Genomic DNA, 23,540 nt, shown 5'->3' with positions numbered 1-23,540 from the left:
ACCAGTAATAATGAAAGACGTTCGCTTTATTCTAACCTCTTCGCCATCGTCGGTTGACAGTGCAAGCGTTAAAGGGAGCAGTGCCCATGATGCACACAAGTTTGGCGCCACGTTTATAGTGAAAACACCGTCAACTGACCACAGTGGGGTATCTCACTTAGCCGAACACATGTGCTTTAGAGGCTCTTCTGCCTATCCAGCCGATCATGAATTATTTGTTGCAAACAGCCTACTTCCGTTATCGATCAATGCCACCACGTATGCCAATTTAACCTACTTTTATGCCACGAGCTCCAGTGAAGCGTTACTCGTAGAAGCCGTTGAGTACTTATACCATGGGCTGTTATGTCACCATTACAGCACACCTCAATTCGAAGCGGAACGCAGCGGTGTCATATTTAACGAGCTAAGCATGCTAGAGACCAATCATGCATACCGCCAGCAAGTTGCCATTCGGTTAAGCGATCCTAGTAAGCAGGCTTATAACCATGCTGGAGGCCTCTCGCATACCATCAATAGCGTGTCATTAAACGCGCTGCAACAATATAAGCAACGTTGGTACGCAAAGGACAACATGAGTCTTATCATTAGCGCTCCTTACCACTCAGTATTTGAGCGATGCCAGAGCGCAGTCAATCACATCAACGACCAACATGACCACGTAAAACGTCGTTCCAAAACTGACATAAAAACCCAAAAACCGACGCTCGCAACTGACAAGGCGCAAGATACGCGATGGCAACAAGGCACCAGATTTTGCGACGATGGGGCCAGCAAACAGCAACTCCTAGGCAGCACAACTTCCACTGACGTTATTACATGGTGGCTACCTGTACATTACTTAAGCGGGCTATTGGCCGTTGAAACCCAGTTAGCACAGGCGATTGGCAATCATGTCAGTTTGCTTATCGATGATGAGATTAACACCAATGGCAATATCGCCTTGCGGTTATTGATTAATCAGCCCGCTAATCAGGGGGTAGACAAGATAAAAAATACGTTCGTCAACGCTGTGCTAACGTATCATATTGACCCTAAAGTACCGCGCTTTAGCGATGCGAAATTACCAACGCTCATACAAGAAGCTATCGAGCACTATCACAATACTGAAGACACAAAAGCGTTCACGGTGAGGCCGTTGCAACATTACTTTGCTATTGCTTATCACAGCACCTTAGCGCCTGCGTGTATGAGGATGAATTCTGTTGTGGCACCTACGTTTACTCAACCTAACACGATGATGCCATCGCAGTTTGCCAGCCGCCACACCCCGTCGTTAAGCCTACGAGAGGTGCCAGCGTTACCCACGCTGTTTCACGTCGCTGCGCGCAGCGCGAGTACTCAACATCCCTTTCAATCACATCAGCAACATTGGGTTTATCGTATTGAGGTGCACAATGAAGCCGCGTTTATATCGCTGGTGTGCAACGCCGCATTTTGGCTCCCTCGTACTAATGGAGAGTGTTATGCTATGGGGGTAGCTCGTCATCACAACACACTGTATCTTTACGGAGCTCAAGATATTAATCTTTGTCACCGTGAAGCGTGGTGTAAGCAAGTTCTCATTATGTCAGCAGCAAGCTGATGTTTGACAAACAAAAATACCCATAAAACTAGCGATACATTCCCCCCTTAATACACTAACTCTCATCTGCATTGCGTGGCGTTTTGTTTGTGTATCTGTTTGCACTTTCCCACTACTAAAGAAGGGTCTTAACGCGCCTTACGTCCAATGGTGTGATTTTTATATCGACCTATTATCAGGCAGGCAGAACACAATTCCTGATGTATAAACACACTGAGACAAATCAAATGAAAACAACAACGCTAGCAAAATCATGCCTCTCTATCGCGATCCTATATGCAATGAGTACAACGAGTTATGCCCAAGAGGAGAAGTACACTTGGAAAATATCTGGCTGGATTAACGAAGGGTTAACATACTATGACGATGGGGTAGGCAGTGATGTGGCTCAACTATCAGATAATGGAACGACTCTGGGTAGCCGAATTACGCTATCGGGTAATTATGTGCTAAAAAGTCATGGTATAGATGCTGGATTTGAAGTCATTGTAGAGCCACTTTCAGGCTCGCCTAACTACGCAGGAGGTGGACAGCAAACACCTCTTCTTTTTGCCAACCAAGACAATTTAGACACTTTTAATGGCGGTGACATTGGTCTATTGGGAAGCAGCTTTTACGTTGCCGGAGAGTGGGGTAAAGTAACCATTGGATTACAGAGTATGCCTACGGATAATATTGCCGTACTAGCCGATCCTTCTGGAACAATTTGGTCAGGTATTTCTCCTCTTTTTCGCGCTAATGGTTTTTTTATTAGAAACGTTGACGAAAACGCTGTTAATGGAACATGGGGGCAATTTGCTCAATGTCTAGCAACGCCTGGCTTAGGTATAGGTCTGGACTGTAATGGTATTTTTCGTAACGGTGTTCGCTACGATCTACCTCAAATGGGAGACGTGAGTATTGCAGTGGGTTATGCAAACGATGAAATATTTGATATTGCAGTAAAGTACTCCTCTGAGCACAGTGGATTTAAAACGAACCTTCACGGAGGATATTCTGTCAACAAAGATGGTGGCAGCAATATTGGTGGAAATAGCTCGTCAACATTGCAAATCCAAGGGGGACTTATGCACATCAAATCAGGTGTTTTTGGTCTTGCAACATACCAAATGGAAGAGGCAGATGACGCTATTGTAGGATCGGGCGATGATACCGATTCTTACTATTTTAAAATGGGTATCAGAAAGCAGTTTAATAAATTTGGCGATTCAGCATTCTATGCAGAATATGCAAGCTATAACGACCAATATGGTATGGCACATCTTGATGGGGTAACAAGCTCAGCATTAACTCAATGGGGACTTGCGGCAGAGCAATACTTTGATTCACGCTTCTTAATCTATGTGAAGTACGAAAATCTAAACTTAAAGGTAGAAGGTACTGAAAACGCGAGGTCAATCTACAATGATGCCGAAGACCTCGCATTGGTACAACTTGGTGGGACCATCTTTTTCTAAAATATATTTCGCTAAAATATGCACTGTAATATGATTACATAAAAAACGAGGAAGCGACTATTCCTCGTTTTTTAGCTTGCCTTCTACAGCAAGGCTGCATTCACACAATTTTAAGCATTCCTCTCTAGAGTCAAATACCCTCACACGTTGCGATAACAAAACCACCGCCTGTCATCTGTGTAAAGTTTAATTTTATATAAATATTTAGTCTGAAAAACACCATAAATGTAATTATTATGTTAACTTTGGTGTATTATATTAACACTGATGTAACCACTAATGCAGTGACGTAAGTCGCTATTTTAGTAGAGGAAAAGACAATGCGCAGGATCCTTATTATCGATGACCACCCTATTTTTCGTCATGCTATGGTGACGATTTTAGGAAAGAAGTTTCCCGACTCAGAAACCCTAGAGGCTAATTCCATCGAGGAGGCTCTAAAGCTGCTAGCTCAGGACGCCGCGCTCGACCTAATCATGTTAGATTTAAATTTGCCCGGTACGTGTGGACTTAATGGCCTATTGGATATTCGAAATCAATTTACCAATATACCTGTGGTCATCATTTCTGCCGAAACTGAAAAACACAATATTCTTCAGACGATCTCATATGGTGCGGTGGGGTTTATATCGAAAAGCAGCACCATTGAAGACATTGCGTCATCAATAGAGTCTATTTTTGAAGGCAACGTATGCCTGCCATCTGAAATATTGAGAACACCATCTACACCCAATCGCCATAACAGAGAAACAAGTATATCGCCGGAAAAAATGCGCTCGTTGACACGAAAAGAACTTTCTGTTTTGAAATACCTAACTCAAGGCTTGGCAAACAAGGTTATCGCTTATGAACTTAATATTTCAGAAACGACCGTCAAATCACATGTTTCTTCTATTTTGAAAAAGCTAGGAGCGAGTAATCGCGTAAAGGTGGTAGCAAGTGCCGCTAACATCGATTTTAATCAATATCGTTTTTAGTTTAACCGCCCTCGCGTTTACCGGTGCTCCGCTTCCCGCCTTTACCAATTGCGTTAGCCGACGGGAGCATTTTAATTAGCGACGCTTTTAGTAATGCCGATGTAATGGGCTTGTGAAGCAGTTGCACCCCTGTCCCTTCTAGCTCTAAAGCTAGCGCTTTAGAGTGATTAGCGGTGCATATCATGATAGGTATGTGTGGATAACGTGACCGTACCTGTTTAGCAATATCTAGTCCGGTTATATCTTCATCTAAATGATAGTCCACGACTAACATATCACACTCATCAAAGCAGTCATCAGTCACAGCCACACACTGCTGATACCCCGAAAACGACTCAATCTCCATGCCCCAATTTGAAAACAAGGTCTGCATTGCAATTCTCATATTTGCATCATTATCAATATGCCAAACTTGCTTCTCCAATAAATCATTAGGTAGCAATTGTTCTATCGACTGCGAATACTCGTGGGCAGTAACTAGTGTCCGTGGTGTAGCAATGGGTACATGCACTGTGAAGCAGGCTCCTATCCCTTCTTCTGACCTTACATCAATATTATGCCCAAGCAGCTTCGTCATTTTATCGACGATATAGAGGCCCAACCCTAAACTGTAGGAATAATTAAAATCATTTTCTAAACGGGAAAATTCCTTGAAAATAACTTTTTGATCTTGCTCATTAATTCCAACACCTTGGTCAAACACACTTATTCTCAAGCAATCCTTGACCTTTCGCGCTGTAAGCAACACTTTGCCATTTGTGCCGTATTTCATTGCATTTACGAGCAAGTTACGCAATATTCGAGACAGTAGACTCAGGTCAGTTTCCACATATGCTTCTTGAAAACGGTACCTAAAATCAACCCGATAATCCTTGCTAATTTGACTAAATTCATCTGCAAGCTGCATTAAAAGTGGCATCACATTTTCTATCTGTCTATCCGGCTGCAACACACCTGCATCAAGTTTAGAGGTTTCAATTAGTGTGCGAATTAAACTGTTTAAATCTGAGAGCGAGTTATCCAACGCTTTCACTACCAAACTTGCTGAGGCATCCACTTGGTCTTTCAAGGATTCATTAAATAAAATGGCAGCGCTTAATGGCTGCATTAAGTCGTGACTAATAGCGGCCAAGAATTTACTTTTTGAATCGACGGCTTCTTGCAATGCAATGTTTGCTTGATTTAACTCTCTGGTGCGCTTTTCAACATTGTTTTCAAGCTGATTTTTAGCATCTTCAAGTGCCTTTTTGCTTTTAACTTGCTCTGAAATATCGGTAGCGAGAACAAAATGTCCCATGATTTCACCGTCTTCACTGAAGTGAGGTAAATACACTTTTTGTAAGAACCCCCATATACCCTGCGCATTTCTTTCTTGGCTTTGAAAACTCACCACCTCACCATCATTTACCCGTCTCAAGTACTGAATAAGGTGAGGATAAATATCCTCTAAATGGCTTTTTTCCATTGGCATATCGTTAAGGTTTTGCTCACTTACACCGTACCAGTCGCGATACCCTTTATTGGTATAGCGGAATTTATTGTCAGTACCTATGTAGGCAATGAGTGCTGGAACGTTGTCGGTCATCATGCGGATCCAACTTTCGTTTTGTTTCAGGGTTTCCGCATATTGATGCTGTGATGTCACATTCGTAAATGTGCATAAAATATTACCATCGGGCAACGCAGTAATGTCACGATCAACAACCAGATTATCATTGACTATTTGGGTATTGGGGCCGTCCGCATCAAAATTTAACCCATTCCATCCTTCAGCATTTTGTAAGGCATAAATATTATTGCAATTTATCAATACCGAGGGTGAGACATTAGATTGAACTAAAAAGGTGCGATTCCAAAAGATAATCTCACCGTTTCGTTTAATGAGCAAAATACCCACATCAATATTATCGATAAGGCTTTGTAATAGCTTACTCTTTTCCCTTATCACCTGCTCGTAGCGGTTAGACTCATTAAGCTTCACTTCGGTGATATCATTAAACAAAATGACCTTTCCACCTTCCTGAGTGCGGCGATTTGTCACCTGATACCAGCGCAAGTTAGATAATTGATAGATAGTGATGCCTTCGGGATCAGCGGGTAATACGCGGCGAATCACGCCCAGGCGCTTAGCTGACTGAGTAATCTCATGATAATTATCACCAATGTGGGGGGTAATAGATAGATTGTCCCACACGGTTTCAAAGTGACTGTTAAAGAAGACGATACTTTCGAATTGGTCTAACAACACCATTGCCTGACTCGTACTTTCTATGGCGTCGTGTAGGCGTTGTTTGGCTTTGTTATTTTCTTCATGAGCGCTAACAATTTCAGCATTTGATTGGGCTAGTTTTTGTAAGACGGCTTGCAGTTCTTCGGTTTTCTGGTTGACCTTTTCAGACAGTTGAACAGAATGCTCAAACGCTCGGTAGCTATGATGATTGAATCCTCCTTCTTCCATCCGGTACATAAGCGCCGCATTAATTTTCTCTAATTTTTCATTTTCCCGTTTCTTAAGGGAGAGCTCTTGACGCAATTCATCAAGCGCTTGCATTAGATCATTTGGCTGCAAAGTACACCCCGGTAAAGGTTTGGTTTAAATGTACCGAATGAATATGTTCACCATAAGCATTGAAACCCGCTACTTTATAGGCTTGCTGAAGCCGTTTAATTTCATCGTCTTTTTTATTTTGTTGGATTTCTAAACGCCGTAAGAAGCAATCGCAAGCATAAACAAACTCGGGTTCTCCAAGCTCTTCTCGTATTTGTTCCAACTTATTTTCCAATGCCTCAACACAGTCACCAAGTTGGATAAAGGTCAAAATTATGCCGATATCCACAGCGCAATAAAACGTAATAGCGTTGGTCATGATATCCACTTTTTGAATAGACCGAATGAAATACTTTCCTCCAACAAACACGGCGAGGGGAAACATAGAAAACACATCAGGTGTCAGATCCTTAGCCTTTAATCCTAATAAACTCGCGTAATATTCCGCTGCTGGCTCCCCGTTAATCTCAAAGACAGTGCGTGACTCAGCATCGGCGTCCGTCACTACCAGCTTAGAAACTGGAGACTGAATGTGGTCGATGGAAAATATTGAAAATGGCTTGTCCGTTCCAACCAGTAAAAGTATCGCAGCATCTCGGTGAAACTCACCATTGTAGTAAATATAAGTTGCTTCAAGCTGAAGGTCGTCTCCCGCACTTCCACCAAAGTGGGGAATATTACCAAAGGCTGTTGCAAAAGTTTCTAAGAAATGTTCCTCGTGTCGAGAGAGGCCGTCTAACAATGAAATAACAAAATGTTGTTTCGTGTCATAACGTTGTGTACGATTTTGTAGCGTATTGCGCAGACCACTTGCAATATTGTGTGCGTGATCAAAATTGACGTCACCTAAATGGGGCACTAGGGCAGTAGCGATAGAAAACTCGCTTTTTAGGAAGGCAACAGCCAGCAGCTTCCCAACGCCATAACCCTTTTTATTGAATTCGCCTGCGCTCGTGCATCCCACTATGTTTACCCGTGGAAAGTACTTTGTAAGCGCCGTCGAAATATCGTGTAATGTAAAAAGTGTCGAGCAATGAAATAGAACTAACTCTATATCCTGCGGATTAGCGTGGGATAAAATCTCTTTCGCCACTGCGTTACAAGCATCGATGGCGGTGTAGGGCGATGAATTACAGGCTTGTGCGCTTTCACTTAGCGCGGTAAGGATGGAGCTGTTTGACATGAGTCGGCACCTTTTTCTTTTTATATTTATCAATTTTACACATGTCAGGATTGTCTAACGTGACAACACATTCTAAGCATTGAATACACTCTGCATAATCGATGCTACCATCTAATTCAATAGCATCGACCCCGCATTTTTTTTGCTTACACAACTGACATGGGCTACCGCATTCTTTTCTCCGTGTAAGTAATTTTAATAACGGGAAACGTCCTAAAATAGCGAGTCCAGCACCTAATGGGCACAAATAGCGGCAATACACCTTGTGAATTTTCAAACTCACTAAAAGCAACAATACGGCATACAGTACAAAGGGCCAATAACGCACAAAATGGAGCGTAATGGCGGTTTTGAAGGGTTCAACCTCCGCAACCTTTTCCGCCATTGAGAGAGAATAAAAGGATAGCCCAACCAATCCAACCAGTATGAGATACTTTATCTTCTGAGCCCGTTTGTGGTGTTGAGGCTTAATGCGAATTTGTCTAATTTTAAGTTTATCAGCAACAAACGCAAACATCTCCTGTAACGCTCCAAAGGGGCATAGCCAGCCACAGTATAGCCCTCTTCCCACGACAAAAAGAGACACAAAAACGAAACACCACAACAAAAATATAACAGGGTCTAGCAAATACACATTTAATGAAAATCCGCTGCTAAGATTCAGTAGCAGGGTATAAATATTGACGACCGACAATTGCCCCTGTGCATAAAAACCAATGAAAAACAGCACAAAAAGCAAAGAAAACGCCCTTACACCCTGCACCAACTTCGTATACTTCGTTAGCCTTTTTTGAAAACCAAAAAACAACGATAACGCTACCAAATAAATTAGCGTAATGGATATCTCAAGCCACCGCTCGTACCATATTTTTTTCCAAAGAGGGATAGGCTTTTCCAATAATGCAGCCGGATTTTCAATGAAGAGCGCATCAGGTAATGTAAACGTGTGGGAAAAAAAATGTTCTTTGGTTTCAAAGAAACTCGGTTTGTACGGCAAACTGATCGCCATATTTATTTCTTGATCTAATGATAAGCCGCCGTTCGATTTTACCCGTAGTATTTTAATATCTTTAAAGTCAGGAACAGATTGGGCAAAATTTGGCTCGTAGAAGCTATAAAAATCTATGTCTCGAATGTCGATAGGAAAACCGCCTTGTGACAGCCGCAAGTATTCAGGTGTGGTCTGCGGTATGAATGCCTCACTGACAAAACTGAAGCCTTTTGTATTGATTACCATTAACGCCAATTCACCCAGCTCGAGGTTTTCTTTTAACCTCGCGTATTCCGCTTCACTGAGTAGGTTCTTGCCCACCATCGGCACACTCAAGAACGCATAAAAATGTTCGGAAAACAGGCCGTCTTCTTCGGTAATTACATTATAAGCCGCATCGGCGACTTCACTTACTAAACCAGTGAAATCGCTATCGGCAATAGAATGATGTTGAATGTAGCCCTTATCTACTAGTTGATTAAAGTTAAGTGACTCAAAATAGTCAGGGGCAATTATTTTATCGCTTGGCGCCATAAAACCGTCGAGTTTTGCCCTCGCTACGGCGAGTGCCGAGGTGACAATGGTGTCGTTGATAACCAGCACCGACACCGTTGCTTTAGTCACGCCATCAAAGTACGTAGCATCGCTGCCCGCTTTACTTTTGCCACCAACAATAAATCGTTCCCTCACGTTATGATTTTCGTATTGGCTTATAAAATCAAACATGGACTGTTCACCTAAACCATATAGAAATATAGGTTCACTGTGTTCTTTTACCTTTAAACCAGCAAAGTTTCCAGCGGTGTCTAGGCCAATTAGCACGTTCACTGGCTCTCCTGAAAAACCAATGAAATCGACAAAGTCGCTAGACTCGAATACATAGCCAAGTAACTGTTGAAGCTGATAGACAGGGGTCACCTTAATATCAGGGTCCATGTCACCAACCCGTGTGGCGGTAGGAAAAATTTGATAAATATCAGTAGGAATGTCGGTAGCGTCAGACTGCGCGAATAGTGGTGCGCATATGAGGTAAAATAGAATGAATAAAAGGCGTCTTGTGACCATAAAAAATAGGGCAGTACTATGCACTGCCCCTCTCACTTAATTAGAAGAAACCAAGTGGATTAATGTCATAGCTTACTAAGAGGTTTTTGGTCTGTTGATAGTGATCAAGCATCATTTTGTGCGTTTCACGACCGATACCAGACTTTTTGTAACCACCAAAAGCAGCATGAGCAGGATATAAGTGGTAGCAGTTCATCCACACTCGACCGGACTGAATAGCACGCCCTACGCGGAAAGCCACATTAGTGTCACGACTCCACACGCCAGCGCCTAGGCCAAAGCTGGTATTGTTAGCAATTTCAATGGCTTCTTCTTCCGTTTTGAATGTTTGCACCGCAATAACCGGCCCGAAAATCTCTTCCTGGAACACACGCATGTGGTTTTGACCTTTTAGTATTGTCGGCTGGATGTAATAGCCGTTGTCAAAACCAGATAATTGCTCTTTCTCTCCACCTGTTACTACTTCTGCACCCTCAGCTTTACCTATGTCGATATATTTGAGGATCTTTTCAAATTGTTCGTTTGATGCCTGCGCGCCTACCATGGTCTCGGTATCAAGGGGGTCGCCGCGTTTGATTTTATGGATTTTCTCAATCACTTTCTCCATAAACGCGTCGTAAATGTCTTCTTGAATAATCGCTCGCGAAGGACACGTACACACTTCGCCCTGATTAAAGTAACCCAATACTAAACCTTCCGCACATTTATCGATGAATTCAGGTTCATGATTCATAATGTCCGCAAAGAATATATTGGGTGACTTTCCGCCAAGCTCTACCGTAGAAGGAATTAAGTTCTCTGCTGCACAACGAAGAATATGCTCACCGATGGGGGTTGAACCCGTAAAGGCAATTTTCGCAATACGCGTGCTCGTTGCTAATGCTTGCCCGGCTTCGCTGCCGTAGCCATTAACGATATTCAATACGCCTGGTGGCAATAAATCTTGAATCAGTTCAGCGAAAACTAAAATAGAAACGGGGGTTTGTTCTGCTGGTTTCAAAATGACTACATTACCGGTGACAAGCGCCGGTGCCAGTTTCCAAGCAGCCATCAAAAGAGGGAAGTTCCACGGAATAATTTGACCCACCACGCCGTAAGGCTCATGGTAATGATAAGCTACTGTATTCTTGTCTATTTCGCCAATGGTACCCTCTTGACTGCGGATACAGCCGGCATAGTAACGATAATGGTCGGCACACAGCGGAATATCAGCATTGAGGGTTTCTCGAACTGCTTTTCCGTTGTCCCATGTTTCTGCAACGGCCAATAACTCGAGATTTTCCTCTATACGGTCTGCAATTTTTAAAAGAATATTTGAGCGTTCAGCGACGGACATGTCTGCCCAACCCTGCTTTGCAGCATGAGCTGCATCAAGTGCCAACTCAACATCTTCAGCGGTAGACCTTGGAATTTGCGTAATATCACTGCCATCGACAGGCGATGTGTTAGTAAAATATTCACCTTTTACAGGCGCTACCCATTCACCGTTAATAAAATTACCATAGCGTTCTTTAAAGCTAACTACCGAACCTTCCGTTCCAGGTTTTGCATAAATCATAATAGTACCCTTTGGATATGTAGTGCATGCAACGCACTTTCTCTGTGGTTTGTCGTGTGTACTGATAATCGTACTTTTATTGCGCATTCACCATAATTCCATAGGCCCAAATGACTCATACTTTAGGAGGGGAATACCTTGTTGTGCTATGTAACCTCCTCCCTTAAAAAGCGCTTCAAACGCTCTATTTATCTGGCTTTGCCGAGGTAACCGTGTTTATGAGCAATATCGGGAAATTCAGAGGGGGATGCCTTGAGTTTTCGTTTGATTACGGTCAGGGCATTCGACACGGTTTTAGAAGATACGCCTAACTCTTCAGCGATAACAAAACGCGATTTTTTCATTGCCGTTGCGATAAAAATCTCAAGCTCTCGTTTAGTTAACTTTGTAGCAAGATCAATATTAGTGTCGAGCAATTGATTGGCAAAACTAACTGCAACTGTTCGCTCAATATACTTTTGGCCTTTCGCAACAACTTTAATGGCCGAGATAAGTGTATCTGGGGAACTACTTTTACTGATATACCCCATGGCACCCGTTTGCATTGCTCGCTGTAAAATCACACAATCTTCAAACATGCTGAAGAAAATGATTTTGAGATCAGGCTGCTTTGATAAAAATTCAGGGGCCAGAACAAGCCCACTTTCATTTGCAAGATTGATATCTAAAATGAGAATATCTATACGTGTTTTAGCTAAAATTGCTTTCGATTGGGATCCATTTTCAGCGTCGAGAATATCGACGCTAGGGAGCATGGCGTTGAGTAAGGCTTTGTAGCCTTCTCGCACGACAGCGTGATCATCTACAATGAGAATATTCATGCAACGATTGCATCAAAGCAGTCAGACTGCGCTCTCATAGACAACGAGAGCCGAACATCAACCCCTCCCGACGAGGGTGACAACACTTCGCACGTTGCGCCAATACATCTAGCTCGGCTGCGCATTGATGACATACCGATATTTTCAACAGTATGTGAACCCAGCCCAAGACCGTTGTCTTTTATAGTAATGCTTAACCGAGACTTATCGCCGTATATATTAATATGAACACCAGTCGCTCTTGCGTGTTTAACAATGTTATTAATCGCCTCTTGAACAAACCGATAAATATGTATATCCCGTTCTTGCTCCTCGTCGTAGTGAGTGAGGTTGATTGAAATATTCCAGTCTGTATTTGGTAAGGCGAGTTCTTGCTCATGTACTAAACGCTCAAGAGAGGCTTGTAAGGAGACGCGGTCAAGAACAAGAGGATGTAAATGCACAGTGAGTTTGCGAATTGCACCACTTATTTGATGAGATATTTGCTGTACCTTTTGCGCTGACAGCGCAAGCATCGTGGGCTCTTTCGCATTCTCTAATATATAGGCGTGCGCCTTTATTGTGGTTAACAACTGCCCGACATTGTCGTGTAGCTCTCTGGCTAAGTAACTTCTTTCTTGCTCTTGCAATAAAGCCAATTGCTGATCAATTTTAATCAATTGCTTGTCTTTTTGTTCGAGCGCCTGCTGTAGTTTTTGAAACTGATTGATCACTTGATTCATTTCAGGAATATCGGAGTAGTGGACGACTCCCGTTGTCTTTCCTTCGCTCAGCTCCTGTAAAGCTTTCGCTAGCTGATTAAGCGGAACAAGACGCTGGCGAATCGCCAAACGCAGCGTAAGCAGTAACAGTACAAACGTGACAAAAAATAAGCCTGCAACCAAATAAAACAGGTTTAGATTCTGAATTAACTCTGCATCCTCATGCGACCTCACCATCAAGTATCGGTTTTCGCTAATAGGAATAAACACAGGGGCAGCATAATCAATGTCTTGCCCCCTATTCTGCGCAGACGGTTCGATGGTTAGTCGCCCCGTAACATAGCGAGTAGATAAGTGAGGACTTTGCGCTACGATGCTTTTCACATCTGACTCTGAAATATTCAGAGCTATCATTTTACGAACTTGATTAAGTGCACTGGTGGTTTCGTCAACAATATTTTGCTTAATTTGAAAATAAACCAGAAACGAAAACGCCAGAAAGCAACCAATAAACACGGCCACGATAGCATGAGATATTTTTGTGATTCCCGACATTGCTGCTCCAGTTAGCTTTCTGCACTCTTCCTAATGCTAGCGAACCTATCAACGAAAACACATCCTGCACTAGCGCTGTTTTTCTCATACCGAAGTAGGATTGAAAAACCAACATCTATCTAATGTCAATATCAACCGTCTTTTAACGTGAAAGAAACCTCGTAAAAATTGTATCTTGAATTGTGATGTCGGAAACTTAATTGATGCTAAGAAAGACTGTGTTCACATATCATAAGCGCGTGCACAACGCAGTTTAGAAGTTGGGAATACTGAAGTCTTTGTGAATGCAACAAGGGAAAAAAGCGCAACATTGTATGTTGCACTGTTTTGCAAGAAGCAGAAACGTTCAACTACATGTTAAAGACATCTGCGCCAATTTTATTGAAAAACATAACTGATACCAGCCATAAACAAACGTTCACGACCTGCTAACTTTCCTTCATTGCGACTTACCAAATATTCTCTATCAAACATATTTTCTACAGTCGCAAACAATGAAACACCCGTATTTTTGACGCCGTAGTTCAAGGTACCACTCCATACAGTGTAACTGGGGATGATCCCCTCTGTACCACTGCCATTTTCTATCGTTGTGTTGCTATCATCAACAAACTGCTCACTCACATGCTGCAACCCAATTCGGGCACTAAAACCACTGGTATGCTCATAGCCTACGTCTAAATTTAATAAGTGCTCAGGGGCGTACTGCATTCTATTACCGTTGTCTTCTGAACGTCTCGCTTTCTCATAACGTGCTGTCCAGATATTTGTATAGGCGGCAGAAACATAAAAATTATTAGTAGTCTTCATAATATCTTTAAAGTCTACTCTCGACGCAAACTCAAAACCCTGCTGCTCACTTTCACCGCTATTTTCAAACGTTGCCCCCAAATCCACGATAGTATTAGATATATCATTATGAAAAAATGTTGCTGATGCCCAGATACCCGTAAAGTAATCGCTTCTAATCCCTAGTTCAAATAGTGTGCTTTCCTCTGGCTCAGCGCGACCACCTTCGTCAGTAAACTCTCGATCTGCCCTTGCTGGCGAGATTCCAGCGTGTAGACCCGCAAAGAAGGTGGTATCGCGAATGCCTGACCAAGAAACACCTAAACTTGGCAAGAACTGAGTAAAACTTAATGTTTCAATATTGCCTGTAAACTCGTCCTCATCAGTTGATGTAACGTCTTCTACTCTAAAACCCGGCGAAATCGCCCACTCCCCCACATGAAGCGTATTTTGAGCGAAATAAGACACTGCCTCTGCGTCTAAAAATGTTCCTTCACGGGTATCTGCTGAATCATTGGCAAGTGCTAATTCGTAATCGAGTCTTTCTGAACGATTTGTCGCAAAAACTTGCTGGCGATGTGCACTTTCCTCGTGATAGCGAATACCGATAATACTCTCACTTTCATAACCAAAAAGTGTGTGGCTAAAATCGGCGCGAGACTCGATCCCAGTAGTGTAATATTGACGAGGTGCATGACGACCACCGCATACATCAATGTCGGTATTCCCCAAATCAGATATTGTTAGATTACCGTCATCATTGGTATCACCTACCGCATCACAGTTACGCAGACGGGATTCAAATTGACCGTTCACCTCTCTACCGCTATTACTGCCTCTTAGGCCATTGCGAAAGCTTTCCGTATAGTACGCACTAGTGCGCAGAGCAAAGTTGTCACTAACCCTAAAATCGTGCTTAATTTGCACTACGTCTCTATCCTGCTGCCATTGATCGATGTCGGCAGTAGGATGCGTAAAGGGGTCTTGCGCGTATTCATCAGAAGTAAGATAATTTTCCGTTTGATTTCGACTGTCGTTGGTATGAACAAATTTGATACCTAGCGTCTGGCGTTCGGAAATGTCAAACTCGCCCTTTATACGATAATCTTTTATGTTGAACTCACTATTAGTAAAGATACCGTCACCTTTATGCTGTAAAAAATCTATAGCAAAGCCCCCCTGTTCGTTGCCAAACCCAACACTTCCGTTCAGCAATTGCTGGCTTTGATTGCCCACGGCGGCACTCACTTCGCCCTGAACACCGTTGGATCTGGGAACCGCTTTTGTTACAAAGTTTATTGCGCCGCCGAGCGTTTGAGGACCATATAATATTTGCCCGGCGCCTCTTATCACTTCTATTCTGCTGACGACAGGCGTCGGCGTTGTATAGTGAACGACAGGGTCAGTGTAGGGTGCAAGTTGAAGTGGTACACCGTCTTCCATGATCATTGCTTTAGCACTTCTTCTGGGATTTTGCCCCCTAAAACCAATATTAGTATCGAATCCCATACTGCCATCAGCCACTATATTTATGCCCGGTATCAGTCGCATTCTCTCTAAGTTTGAAATAGGACGACGCTGCGCTAGTTCTGCTTCATCAATAATTGAAAACGAGCCAGCAAGGCTGTCTGTTTGCTGCGGTAAAATACCGTAAACCGTAACAATCTCAACATCGCTGATTTCTGAAGAATCGTTCTGTTTTTCCGCATCATCGGCGTAAGACGGAGATACTATTGAGAAAAACGCAGAGAAGATGGCGGTGTTAAGGACTTTTCTTTTGAAGTGCATTCTATTTACTCTGGTAACTTACATATGATTAGTCTGTTAAGAGTATGTTAATCGCCTCCTAATAAAACTCCTCCTTAAGTACTAGGAATACTCATTTTTTGGTAGCACTACATATTCCCATGTCGTGTTAACGTGTTGAATTAGGCCAACGAAAGAGCTGATAAACGCCCTCTTCATCACAAGATGCCCGCGAGCGATAACTAGGGCCTTGGTTATGTATAATAAGACCTTAAGTGGTGAGACCTAGATACAAAAAAAGCCGCGATAAGTTTTTCACTTATCGCGGCTTTTTTTTAGTGTTCTACATTCACACCAACATCAATAATTGCCGTGCTTTCGCTATTTACGTAAACTCTGCGGTGTAACTTTGCTAGCGTAATGCTGTTATGGCTTTACACCCCAAATGATGCTCTTAATATGTAGAACGAAATAATTGAAAGAATTGCGCCCGCGGGTAAAGTAACAACCCAAGACACTACAATATTTCTTACAATTCCAAGGTTAAGTGCAGAGACACCTCTTGCTAGACCTACACCAAGCACTGCGCCAACAAGTGTTTGCGTGGTAGAAATAGGTAGACCTGTGCCTGACGCAATGACAACGGTACAGGCTGCTGCTAATTCCGCAGCGAAACCACGACTAGGCGTAAGGTGGGTAATCCCCTGCCCTATGGTCTTTATTACTCGATGGCCAAATAGCGCTAAACCAGCAACAATTCCTAAACCACCAAGCGGTAAGATCCACACTGCTAGTTTGGCGTTTGCATTAATTTCGCCGCCACTGCTAACTACACTCACTACTGCGGCCAATGGTCCAATAGCGTTAGCTACATCATTTGAGCCATGGGCGAAAGCCATACAACACGCCGTGACGACCATTAGCAGGGCAAACACTTTCTCTACATTTGCCGCCTGCAAATCTGCATCTTCAGAGCCGCTAAATTTCATGCGGCTAATGTACCACTTACCTAAAACGCCTAATAACACTGCGATAACAACAGCAAGGATATATCCATTCACTGCGCTCATTTCTAAGCCAACGTGCTTGAGCCCTTTTTTAATGGTAACGAGTGACATGACAAAGCCCGCTAGCGCCATGTAAAATGGAACATAACGCTTAGCGCTCTCAAAAGGTGAGGCCGTTTGGAATATGAGTTTGTGCGCACTCATAAAAATTAAGTAAGCAATGACACCAGAAATAGCGGGCGTAATTACCCAACTCCCTACAATACCAGCCACTTTATCCCACGACACCGCGTCCATACTTACGCCAGCTGCAGTAAAACCGATAATCGCGCCAATGATGGAATGCGTTGTTGATACAGGCCAACCTAGCCAAGACGCCACAGCCAACCAAATACCCGCAGCTAATAGCGAGGATATCATGCCCAACACGAGCAATTCGGGTATGTCAACAAAGAAGCTTGAGTCGATAATTCCTTTGCGTATGGTGGAAGTTACTTCTCCACCAGCTAGGTATGCACCAGCGAACTCAAATATCATCGCAATAAAGATTGCTTGTTTTATTGTTAATGCTTTCGACCCTACTGATGTCCCCATGGCATTGGCAACATCGTTGGCACCAATTCCCCACGCCATGATGAAACCTACACCAGCGGCAAGAAGAATTAGAATTAGGCCATAACTTTCAAAAAAATCCACTAAGTATCGCTCCCGAGCTAATGCGATTTGGGCTTTACGCTACTTCACTGTGTAGCAATTCCCTGAGCCAAATAGGCTCAAGTGTGATGTTAAAGACAGATTTTGTTTTAGCAAAATGTTCGTTTTTTGCACGACCCGTCCTCGGCTCCGGCGCATGATAACGTAATCATCTTCGAAGCCATAGCGAAAATCATCGAAATTCGGCAAAAGTATATCTCGACGCTGATAATTCAATCAAATGTTTCATTTTTATGACAACTATATTTCAAAATATACGCTATGCCACGTCATGCGTGCCTTATAGCGACATCTGCGAATTATTTAAGTCAGATCTTCTATCTTCTGATGTATGCTTTCTAGAGAGGTATGACGTACATCGGTTCCTCGAGTGAGGTATACAACATACTCGCAAACGTTTTTACATCTATCGCCTATACGCTCAAGTGAACGCAATGCCCAAAGTACGTCGAGCCAATCCTGCATATCTTCGGTGATTTTTTCCATCTCAGACGTGGTGTATGTTATTAAGCGTTTGTATTCACTGTCTATTTGATTGTCTTGACGATAAACTTCAAGTGCTGCTGCTTCATCTTGTCGCGCGAAAGCATCAAAAGTGCCACGCATCATATCGATAACTTGTTCGCCTATCTTAACCATACTGCTTTTTATCGTATCAGAGGAAGGTAGCTTGTTCCGTGTTACCAACTTGGCAATGCGTTCTATTTCGTCTCCCATACGCTCAATGTCAGTAATGGCTTTAGAAATGGTCATGATCAATCGCAGATCACTTGCTGTTGGGTGCCGCTTAGCAATAATTCTCAGGCACTCTTCATCTATCTGAATCTCCATTGAATTTATTTTTAGGTCGTTCAACACTACTTTTTCAGCAATAGCCGCATGGTTGTGCTTAATGGCATAAAGCGTATCGACCATTTGCTGCTCTACTTCGCCTCCCATGGTCAACACGGAGTTACGCAGGTTTTCTAATTCAACGTTAAACGTACCCGAAATATGATTATTTAAAGCAACTTGACGCATTATAGTAACTCCAGTGAACAGCAAATGTAGCACAAGCAAAACAGGTAGTTCATAAAGGTAGCCCGCCTTTGCATATACGGCTAACGGGAATAAAAAAGCCGTTCTTAGCCATACCGACCCGTGATGTAATCTTCTGTCTGCTTTTTATCAGGCATGGTGAAAAGTGTGTCGCTATCGGTATACTCCACCAATTTACCTTGATGAAAAAACGCTGTGTAGTCGCTAACGCGAGCAGCTTGCTGCATATTGTGAGTAACAATAACTATCGTACATTGCTTTTTCAGTGACTCCATTAGCTCCTCAATGAAAAGCGTAGTAAGAGGATCAAGGGCAGAGGTTGGCTCGTCCAGTAACAACACTTCAGGCTTTAAAGATAAAGCGCGCGCAATAACTAACCGCTGCTGCTGACCACCCGATAAGGTCATTGCAGGCTCAAATAATCGGTCTTTCACTTCATCCCACAGTGCGGCTTGCTTTAATGCGCTCTCTACCGCATCGTCTAAATTCCTTCTTACACGCACACCTTGAAGCTTCAACCCGTAGCACACGTTTTCGTAAATACTCATGGGGAATGGATTTGGGCGCTGAAACACCATCCCCACTTTGGCTCTTAGTCGCGATACGTTAGTTTTTTTACTGTTGATGTTTTTCCCATCAATAATAACTTCACCCGTGTACTGACAGCCGTCGTACAGATCGTTCAAACGATTAAAGCAGTTTATTAATGTCGATTTACCGCACCCGCTTTGACCGATTAGCGCCGTCACTTTGTTTTTCGGGATCCGCATAGTGATATCTTTTAAGACATGCTTTTCACCAAACCATAAGTTGAGATTTTTTACCTCAACCGCTGTCTGAGCGCTCGCTAATTCACTAACGGGCTGTATATTATGTTTGAACAACTTTAACATGACAGCGTTTACCCTTTTAAATACCGTTTACGTAAGCGTGTTCTAAGTAGTACCGCTAAAATATTGAGTACAAAAACAACCACTAGCAATAGCAAGCAAGCGGCAAACATCATGGAGGCACTTTTCGCATCGGTTTGACTGTGAAAAGCACTGTCGTAAATTAATACGCCAAGATGCATAAACTGTCTATCGAGATGGAGAAATGGAAACTCACTATCGATAGGTAAGGCAGGCGCAAATTTGACGGCCCCCACCAACATGAGCGGCGCAACCTCACCTGCTGCTCTAGCAATAGCCAATATAACGCCGGTCATAATTCCGGGCGAAGCAATGGGTAGTATAGTGCGTACAATAGTTTCAATTTTAGTGGCACCCAGTGCATAACTGCCCGCTTTTAGTCCTTCAGGCACTCGTCTTAGCCCTTCTTCGGTAGCAACAATAACAACAGGAAGTGTGAGTATTGCCATGGTTAATGCCGCCCAAAATATACCTGGGCTACCCATGGTTGGCGCAGGCAGCGCATCACTGAAAAAGAAGCTGTCTATACTGCCGCCAAGGGTGTACACAAAGAAACCAAGACCAAACACGCCATACACAATTGATGGCACACCGGCCATATTGCTTACACTTACTCGAATAATAGTGGTTAATGCTGTGTTTGGTGCATACTCGCTGAGATAGATGGCCGCCATAACGCCAAATGGAGTCACGATAATGGTCATAATGAACACCATTAACACAGTACCAAATAACGCAGGAAAAACACCGCCAGACGTATTGGCTTGTTTAGGCGACTCAGTGAGAAACACAAACACTTCACCAATGACCACCTGCCACTTTTCAAATCCTGTCAATCGACTAACAAAATCGACGCTTTGAATTGTGAATATCGGAATACTAAAGGGCTGACCGTCGGCAAAACTCACTGCGAGCTTGTATTGATCTCGTTGGGTTTCAAGTGTACGAACCCGCTGTTGGTGAAGATTGAACTGAGCTATTAGCTTTTCTCGTGCCGGCGCATCCTCTGCTACATCTCTATTATCAAAACGAGAAAGCGATTCGTGAATGGGCGCTAAAAACTGTTTGTTTAACTTTGTAATTTCATCTGAGATAAGGGCTACTGATTCCATAATCTGTGGTAATTTAGCCAGCGGAATATTCACTCCCTCTGGCGTCACTACATTTTCAGGTACAGCCATTATCTGCCGTCCGTCATTAAGCTTTATCTCGGCGCTGTTTTTGGCTAACTCAATGTGCTTTATACGCTCGCGATCGACTAATAGTTGAGCCCCGTATGGATTTAGCGCATCGGTATACTTGAGCCGTACCACCAATTTAGCTTCATCATCGAATACGTTGGCCAACAGAGTAACAGACTGCAGTCCCGCCTCTGTAGATAAAACCTGGTGAGTAGCATTTACTGGATCAATTTCCGAATAAGACGTAGGAGTAAATTCAGAGGTAGATGCAGAATCAGCTTCGCTATCAAGCGTAACACTGTATATGGGTTTCGGCCAAAAGTAAGCACCTCCCCTTGCTGTGATCAGCACAAGTACACTGATAAGGGCAATCACCAATAGGCCGGTAAAAAAGGCGGTTAAACTAATCACCAACGACTGACGCTGCACCGCATTTAAGCCAGAAAGGCGAAGCTTAGCCATGCTCTCTCCTCCTTCCCAGTCGCTGACGCAACACCTCAGCTATAGTATTTACCACGAAGGTGAATGCAAACAAGATACAGGCGGTAAAAAAGAGAATTTGATAGTGTGCCGATGAAACGTCAGCTTCAGGTAGTTCAATGGCTAAATTAGCGGTTAACGCTCTCAAACCTTCAATAAGGCCCCAGCTAGATATGGGGGTATTACCCGTTACCATTAAAACAATCATTGTTTCACCAAAAGCCCGTCCAAAACCCAGCATTATGGCGGCAATAATGCCCGGCAGCGAAACGTGCAACACCACATGCATCAGCGTTTGAAGGCGGGTTGCTCCTAACGCAAAAGAAGCATTTTTCAATTCCTCGGGCACACCGTTAATGGCGTCTTCCGCCAAAGAATAAATACTGGGCGAAATTGCGATACCGAGCGCAATGGCAACCACAATGGTGGTTTTGCCTATTGGACTATCTGACCCCGACGCCAACAAAGCAAAACCATCAACGCCCATAATAGAAAAAATAAACTGGGGCGCAAACTCCACGCTGACAAAAGCAAGTAGGAAAGTACCGAGTAATGCAAACACTAACTCGCTGCCATGGCGAATCCGCTTTGGTAGGTAGTGTGCCACTTGGCGCTGAAACAGCGACACGATGATAAGCGCAATTGGCACAAAGACCATAAAAAACGCAACGGAAAATAGAAACTGCTCTGCCTTGGGCGATAACCAGATAGCAGCAATGAAGCCAATGAGCACGCTGGGGATCGCTTCTAGCATCTCAATGGAGGGCTTCAACAAGTGACGCAGTCTCGCTTTTGCAAAGTAAGCAGTATAAATGGCCGCACCAATGGCAACGGGAATAGCAATGACCAGAGCCAGCAAAGAAGCTTTAAAACTACCAATCATTAGCGGAGTTAAACTGAATTTAGCTTCTTGGTAGTCTGATGCACTAGTGGTTTGCCATACAGTTTCCTCTGTATCGTAGCCCTCATAGTGCTGAGGCTCGAACAACGATGACCACGTAGTAATGCCGCTTAAGTACTTGCCCTGCCATGCTGTTACCGTGTTGCTGCTTCTTCCTATTAACGCATCGCCATGCCAGTCAATATCAGAAATAGCCTTTTCACTTTGACGAGAGCTTATTATTTCTCCCGTAATTCGGTTGATCAGCAATAGCCTGTTGTGACTCGTTAGCACCGAAATCATATTCATGCTGGCATGCTCCGCAATATCTAGCGTTACCTCACCATCGCTTAACACAATTGCATATGTTTTTTGAAAATGTAAGCCCTCACTTCCTTTACTCAATACCCACCGCGCTAATACATTGGTGTCGTTATTGTGCAAAAAGAATGAGCGCTGCTTGGCCAAGGGGAATACCAATGACACACCGCCTTCGTAGGGCACATTACTGATAAACGGGTCTGATGCGCTTGTTTTATCATGAAGTCGATTAAGATAAATACCGTCATTTTTATGCAGCAGTAAACTTTCACTGCCTGGCATCAGCGTTATATGATTTACATCCGAGAAATGCTTGTCGATGAAGGTGGTAGGCGCTTTCCGATTAACCCAGCGCACAAAAACACCGCTGTCAAGGGTAACTTGTGTCACTACCCACTGATTGGATAATTGAATTTGCCATTGCTTTTGCCCCTGCCAAATCTGTTTGGGAAGCGCAAACGCAATAGTATTAGGCGGGGTATTTTGTATCGCTTTTTCATCCAAAATTTGGTCCGCACTATAAGTACGCACGGGAATAAGACGCACCTGCCCAGCCGGAGAAATATCAATAATGAAATTTTCACCCATCACGCTCATAGCCGAAAGCGTGTGCTCACAAGGCTTTGTATAATCTTGCGTATTCTTAAGAGCGCCCTCAGAAAAAGCAAGTAGCCCTAATTGGCAGTTTGTTTTTTTTGCCAACAGCGGTTGGCCGTTAAAAATATCACCCGTGCTAATAATAGATTCACTATTGGGTACGGTTACATGAGCAACCAGCTTAAGAGTAGGCGTGTAGGTAAGAGGAATTGCTTGGCTTATGAGGTGGGAAACTAGAACGACCAGCGTCAGTAAAACGAGACCGCCGAAACCCGTCACCAAAAAACGAGCCCTTCTGTCAGTTCGTTGACGTTTACTATTTATGCTGTCGGTGTCGAGAGTCATTCTACTTTTTAGTATTTATATATTAAAAACGCTTCTTTAGCGAAGAATTTGGAGTAAATTGCACTGGTGAGCAGTGTAAGTTTTGTTATG

Annotated in this window: 15 protein-coding genes; 3 read left to right on the top strand and 12 right to left on the bottom strand. The window is 43.3% G+C overall.

Going from position 1 to position 23,540, the window contains the following annotated elements:
• Positions 1-10: 10 nt before the first annotated feature.
• From ACOJR9_RS04035 to ACOJR9_RS04025, 3 genes are all read left to right on the top strand, one after another.
• Complete coding sequence (locus ACOJR9_RS04035) at positions 11-1,585, top strand: insulinase family protein (protein ID WP_420935098.1); 1,575 nt, start codon at positions 11-13, stop codon at positions 1,583-1,585.
• A gap of 227 nt (positions 1,586-1,812) precedes the next feature.
• A complete protein-coding gene (locus ACOJR9_RS04030; RefSeq protein WP_420935097.1) occupies positions 1,813-3,042 on the top strand; it encodes a porin in 1,230 nt (409 codons plus the stop codon).
• A gap of 320 nt (positions 3,043-3,362) precedes the next feature.
• Positions 3,363-4,019: a response regulator gene (locus ACOJR9_RS04025; protein ID WP_420935096.1), complete on the top strand. Its 657-nt coding sequence runs from the start codon at positions 3,363-3,365 to the stop codon at positions 4,017-4,019.
• Between the two features lies 1 nt (position 4,020).
• Here the strand turns inward: ACOJR9_RS04025 and ACOJR9_RS04020 are convergent, their stop codons facing one another.
• From ACOJR9_RS04020 to ACOJR9_RS03965, 12 genes are all read right to left on the bottom strand, one after another.
• Positions 4,021-6,570 carry an ATP-binding protein gene (locus ACOJR9_RS04020; RefSeq protein WP_420936041.1) on the bottom strand — a complete coding sequence of 850 codons (2,550 nt, stop codon included), beginning with the start codon at positions 6,568-6,570 and terminating at the stop codon, positions 4,021-4,023.
• A gap of 4 nt (positions 6,571-6,574) precedes the next feature.
• A complete protein-coding gene (nosP, locus tag ACOJR9_RS04015) occupies positions 6,575-7,750 on the bottom strand; it encodes a nitric oxide-sensing protein NosP (protein WP_420935095.1) in 1,176 nt (391 codons plus the stop codon).
• Positions 7,716-9,806, bottom strand: coding sequence for a 4Fe-4S binding protein (locus ACOJR9_RS04010; RefSeq protein WP_420936040.1), 2,091 nt, complete (start codon positions 9,804-9,806; stop codon positions 7,716-7,718). Before ACOJR9_RS04010 ends, nosP begins: the two co-directional genes overlap by 35 nt.
• Before the next feature lie 40 nt (positions 9,807-9,846).
• Positions 9,847-11,364 (bottom strand): aldehyde dehydrogenase family protein, encoded by a 1,518-nt coding sequence (locus ACOJR9_RS04005; protein WP_420935094.1) that lies wholly within the window; start codon positions 11,362-11,364, stop codon positions 9,847-9,849.
• A 188-nt stretch (positions 11,365-11,552) separates the two neighbouring features.
• On the bottom strand, positions 11,553-12,185 hold the full coding sequence (locus ACOJR9_RS04000) for a response regulator (protein ID WP_420935093.1): 633 nt from the start codon (positions 12,183-12,185) through the stop codon (positions 11,553-11,555).
• The gene (locus ACOJR9_RS03995; RefSeq protein WP_420935092.1) at positions 12,182-13,441 is read right to left on the bottom strand and encodes a sensor histidine kinase; all 1,260 of its coding nucleotides are present in this window, start codon (positions 13,439-13,441) and stop codon (positions 12,182-12,184) included. Before ACOJR9_RS03995 ends, ACOJR9_RS04000 begins: the two co-directional genes overlap by 4 nt.
• 378 nt (positions 13,442-13,819) lie before the next feature.
• Positions 13,820-16,018 (bottom strand): TonB-dependent receptor family protein, encoded by a 2,199-nt coding sequence (locus ACOJR9_RS03990; protein ID WP_420935091.1) that lies wholly within the window; start codon positions 16,016-16,018, stop codon positions 13,820-13,822.
• A gap of 392 nt (positions 16,019-16,410) precedes the next feature.
• On the bottom strand, positions 16,411-17,679 hold the full coding sequence (locus ACOJR9_RS03985; RefSeq protein WP_420935090.1) for an inorganic phosphate transporter: 1,269 nt from the start codon (positions 17,677-17,679) through the stop codon (positions 16,411-16,413).
• Positions 17,680-18,000: 321 nt separating this feature from the next.
• The gene (phoU, locus tag ACOJR9_RS03980) at positions 18,001-18,717 is read right to left on the bottom strand and encodes a phosphate signaling complex protein PhoU (RefSeq protein WP_420935089.1); all 717 of its coding nucleotides are present in this window, start codon (positions 18,715-18,717) and stop codon (positions 18,001-18,003) included.
• 104 nt (positions 18,718-18,821) lie between these two features.
• Complete coding sequence (gene pstB / locus ACOJR9_RS03975; RefSeq protein WP_420935088.1) at positions 18,822-19,628, bottom strand: phosphate ABC transporter ATP-binding protein PstB; 807 nt, start codon at positions 19,626-19,628, stop codon at positions 18,822-18,824.
• A gap of 8 nt (positions 19,629-19,636) precedes the next feature.
• Positions 19,637-21,289, bottom strand: a complete 1,653-nt coding sequence (pstA, locus tag ACOJR9_RS03970) for a phosphate ABC transporter permease PstA (RefSeq protein WP_420935087.1) — start codon at positions 21,287-21,289, stop codon at positions 19,637-19,639.
• Positions 21,282-23,450: an ABC transporter permease subunit gene (locus tag ACOJR9_RS03965; protein WP_420935086.1), complete on the bottom strand. Its 2,169-nt coding sequence runs from the start codon at positions 23,448-23,450 to the stop codon at positions 21,282-21,284. Before ACOJR9_RS03965 ends, pstA begins: the two co-directional genes overlap by 8 nt.
• Positions 23,451-23,540 lie beyond the last annotated feature (90 nt).

The sequence above is a fragment of the Alteromonas ulvae genome (assembly GCF_048987005.1).
Taxonomy (GTDB): Bacteria; Pseudomonadota; Gammaproteobacteria; order Enterobacterales; family Alteromonadaceae; genus Alteromonas.
Note: the sequence above shows the minus strand (reverse complement) of the source record. Positions and strands in the feature narration are given on the sequence as shown.

What these genes read in the sequence shown, in the direction of transcription:
- ACOJR9_RS04000 (WP_420935093.1), bottom strand. Translation starts at nt 12,185, where the DNA reads ATGAATATTCTCATTGTAGATGATCACGCTGTCGTGCGAGAAGGCTAC.
- ACOJR9_RS04020 (WP_420936041.1), bottom strand. Translation starts at nt 6,570, where the DNA reads ATGCAAGCGCTTGATGAATTGCGTCAAGAGCTCTCCCTTAAGAAACGG.
- ACOJR9_RS03995 (WP_420935092.1), bottom strand. Translation starts at nt 13,441, where the DNA reads ATGTCGGGAATCACAAAAATATCTCATGCTATCGTGGCCGTGTTTATT.
- ACOJR9_RS03965 (WP_420935086.1), bottom strand. Translation starts at nt 23,450, where the DNA reads ATGACTCTCGACACCGACAGCATAAATAGTAAACGTCAACGAACTGAC.
- pstB (WP_420935088.1), bottom strand. Translation starts at nt 19,628, where the DNA reads ATGTTAAAGTTGTTCAAACATAATATACAGCCCGTTAGTGAATTAGCG.
- ACOJR9_RS04030 (WP_420935097.1), top strand. Translation starts at nt 1,813, where the DNA reads ATGAAAACAACAACGCTAGCAAAATCATGCCTCTCTATCGCGATCCTA.
- ACOJR9_RS04010 (WP_420936040.1), bottom strand. Translation starts at nt 9,806, where the DNA reads ATGGTCACAAGACGCCTTTTATTCATTCTATTTTACCTCATATGCGCA.
- ACOJR9_RS04005 (WP_420935094.1), bottom strand. Translation starts at nt 11,364, where the DNA reads ATGATTTATGCAAAACCTGGAACGGAAGGTTCGGTAGTTAGCTTTAAA.
- ACOJR9_RS03990 (WP_420935091.1), bottom strand. Translation starts at nt 16,018, where the DNA reads ATGCACTTCAAAAGAAAAGTCCTTAACACCGCCATCTTCTCTGCGTTT.
- phoU (WP_420935089.1), bottom strand. Translation starts at nt 18,717, where the DNA reads ATGCGTCAAGTTGCTTTAAATAATCATATTTCGGGTACGTTTAACGTT.
- nosP (WP_420935095.1), bottom strand. Translation starts at nt 7,750, where the DNA reads ATGTCAAACAGCTCCATCCTTACCGCGCTAAGTGAAAGCGCACAAGCC.
- ACOJR9_RS04025 (WP_420935096.1), top strand. Translation starts at nt 3,363, where the DNA reads ATGCGCAGGATCCTTATTATCGATGACCACCCTATTTTTCGTCATGCT.
- pstA (WP_420935087.1), bottom strand. Translation starts at nt 21,289, where the DNA reads ATGGCTAAGCTTCGCCTTTCTGGCTTAAATGCGGTGCAGCGTCAGTCG.
- ACOJR9_RS04035 (WP_420935098.1), top strand. Translation starts at nt 11, where the DNA reads ATGAAAGACGTTCGCTTTATTCTAACCTCTTCGCCATCGTCGGTTGAC.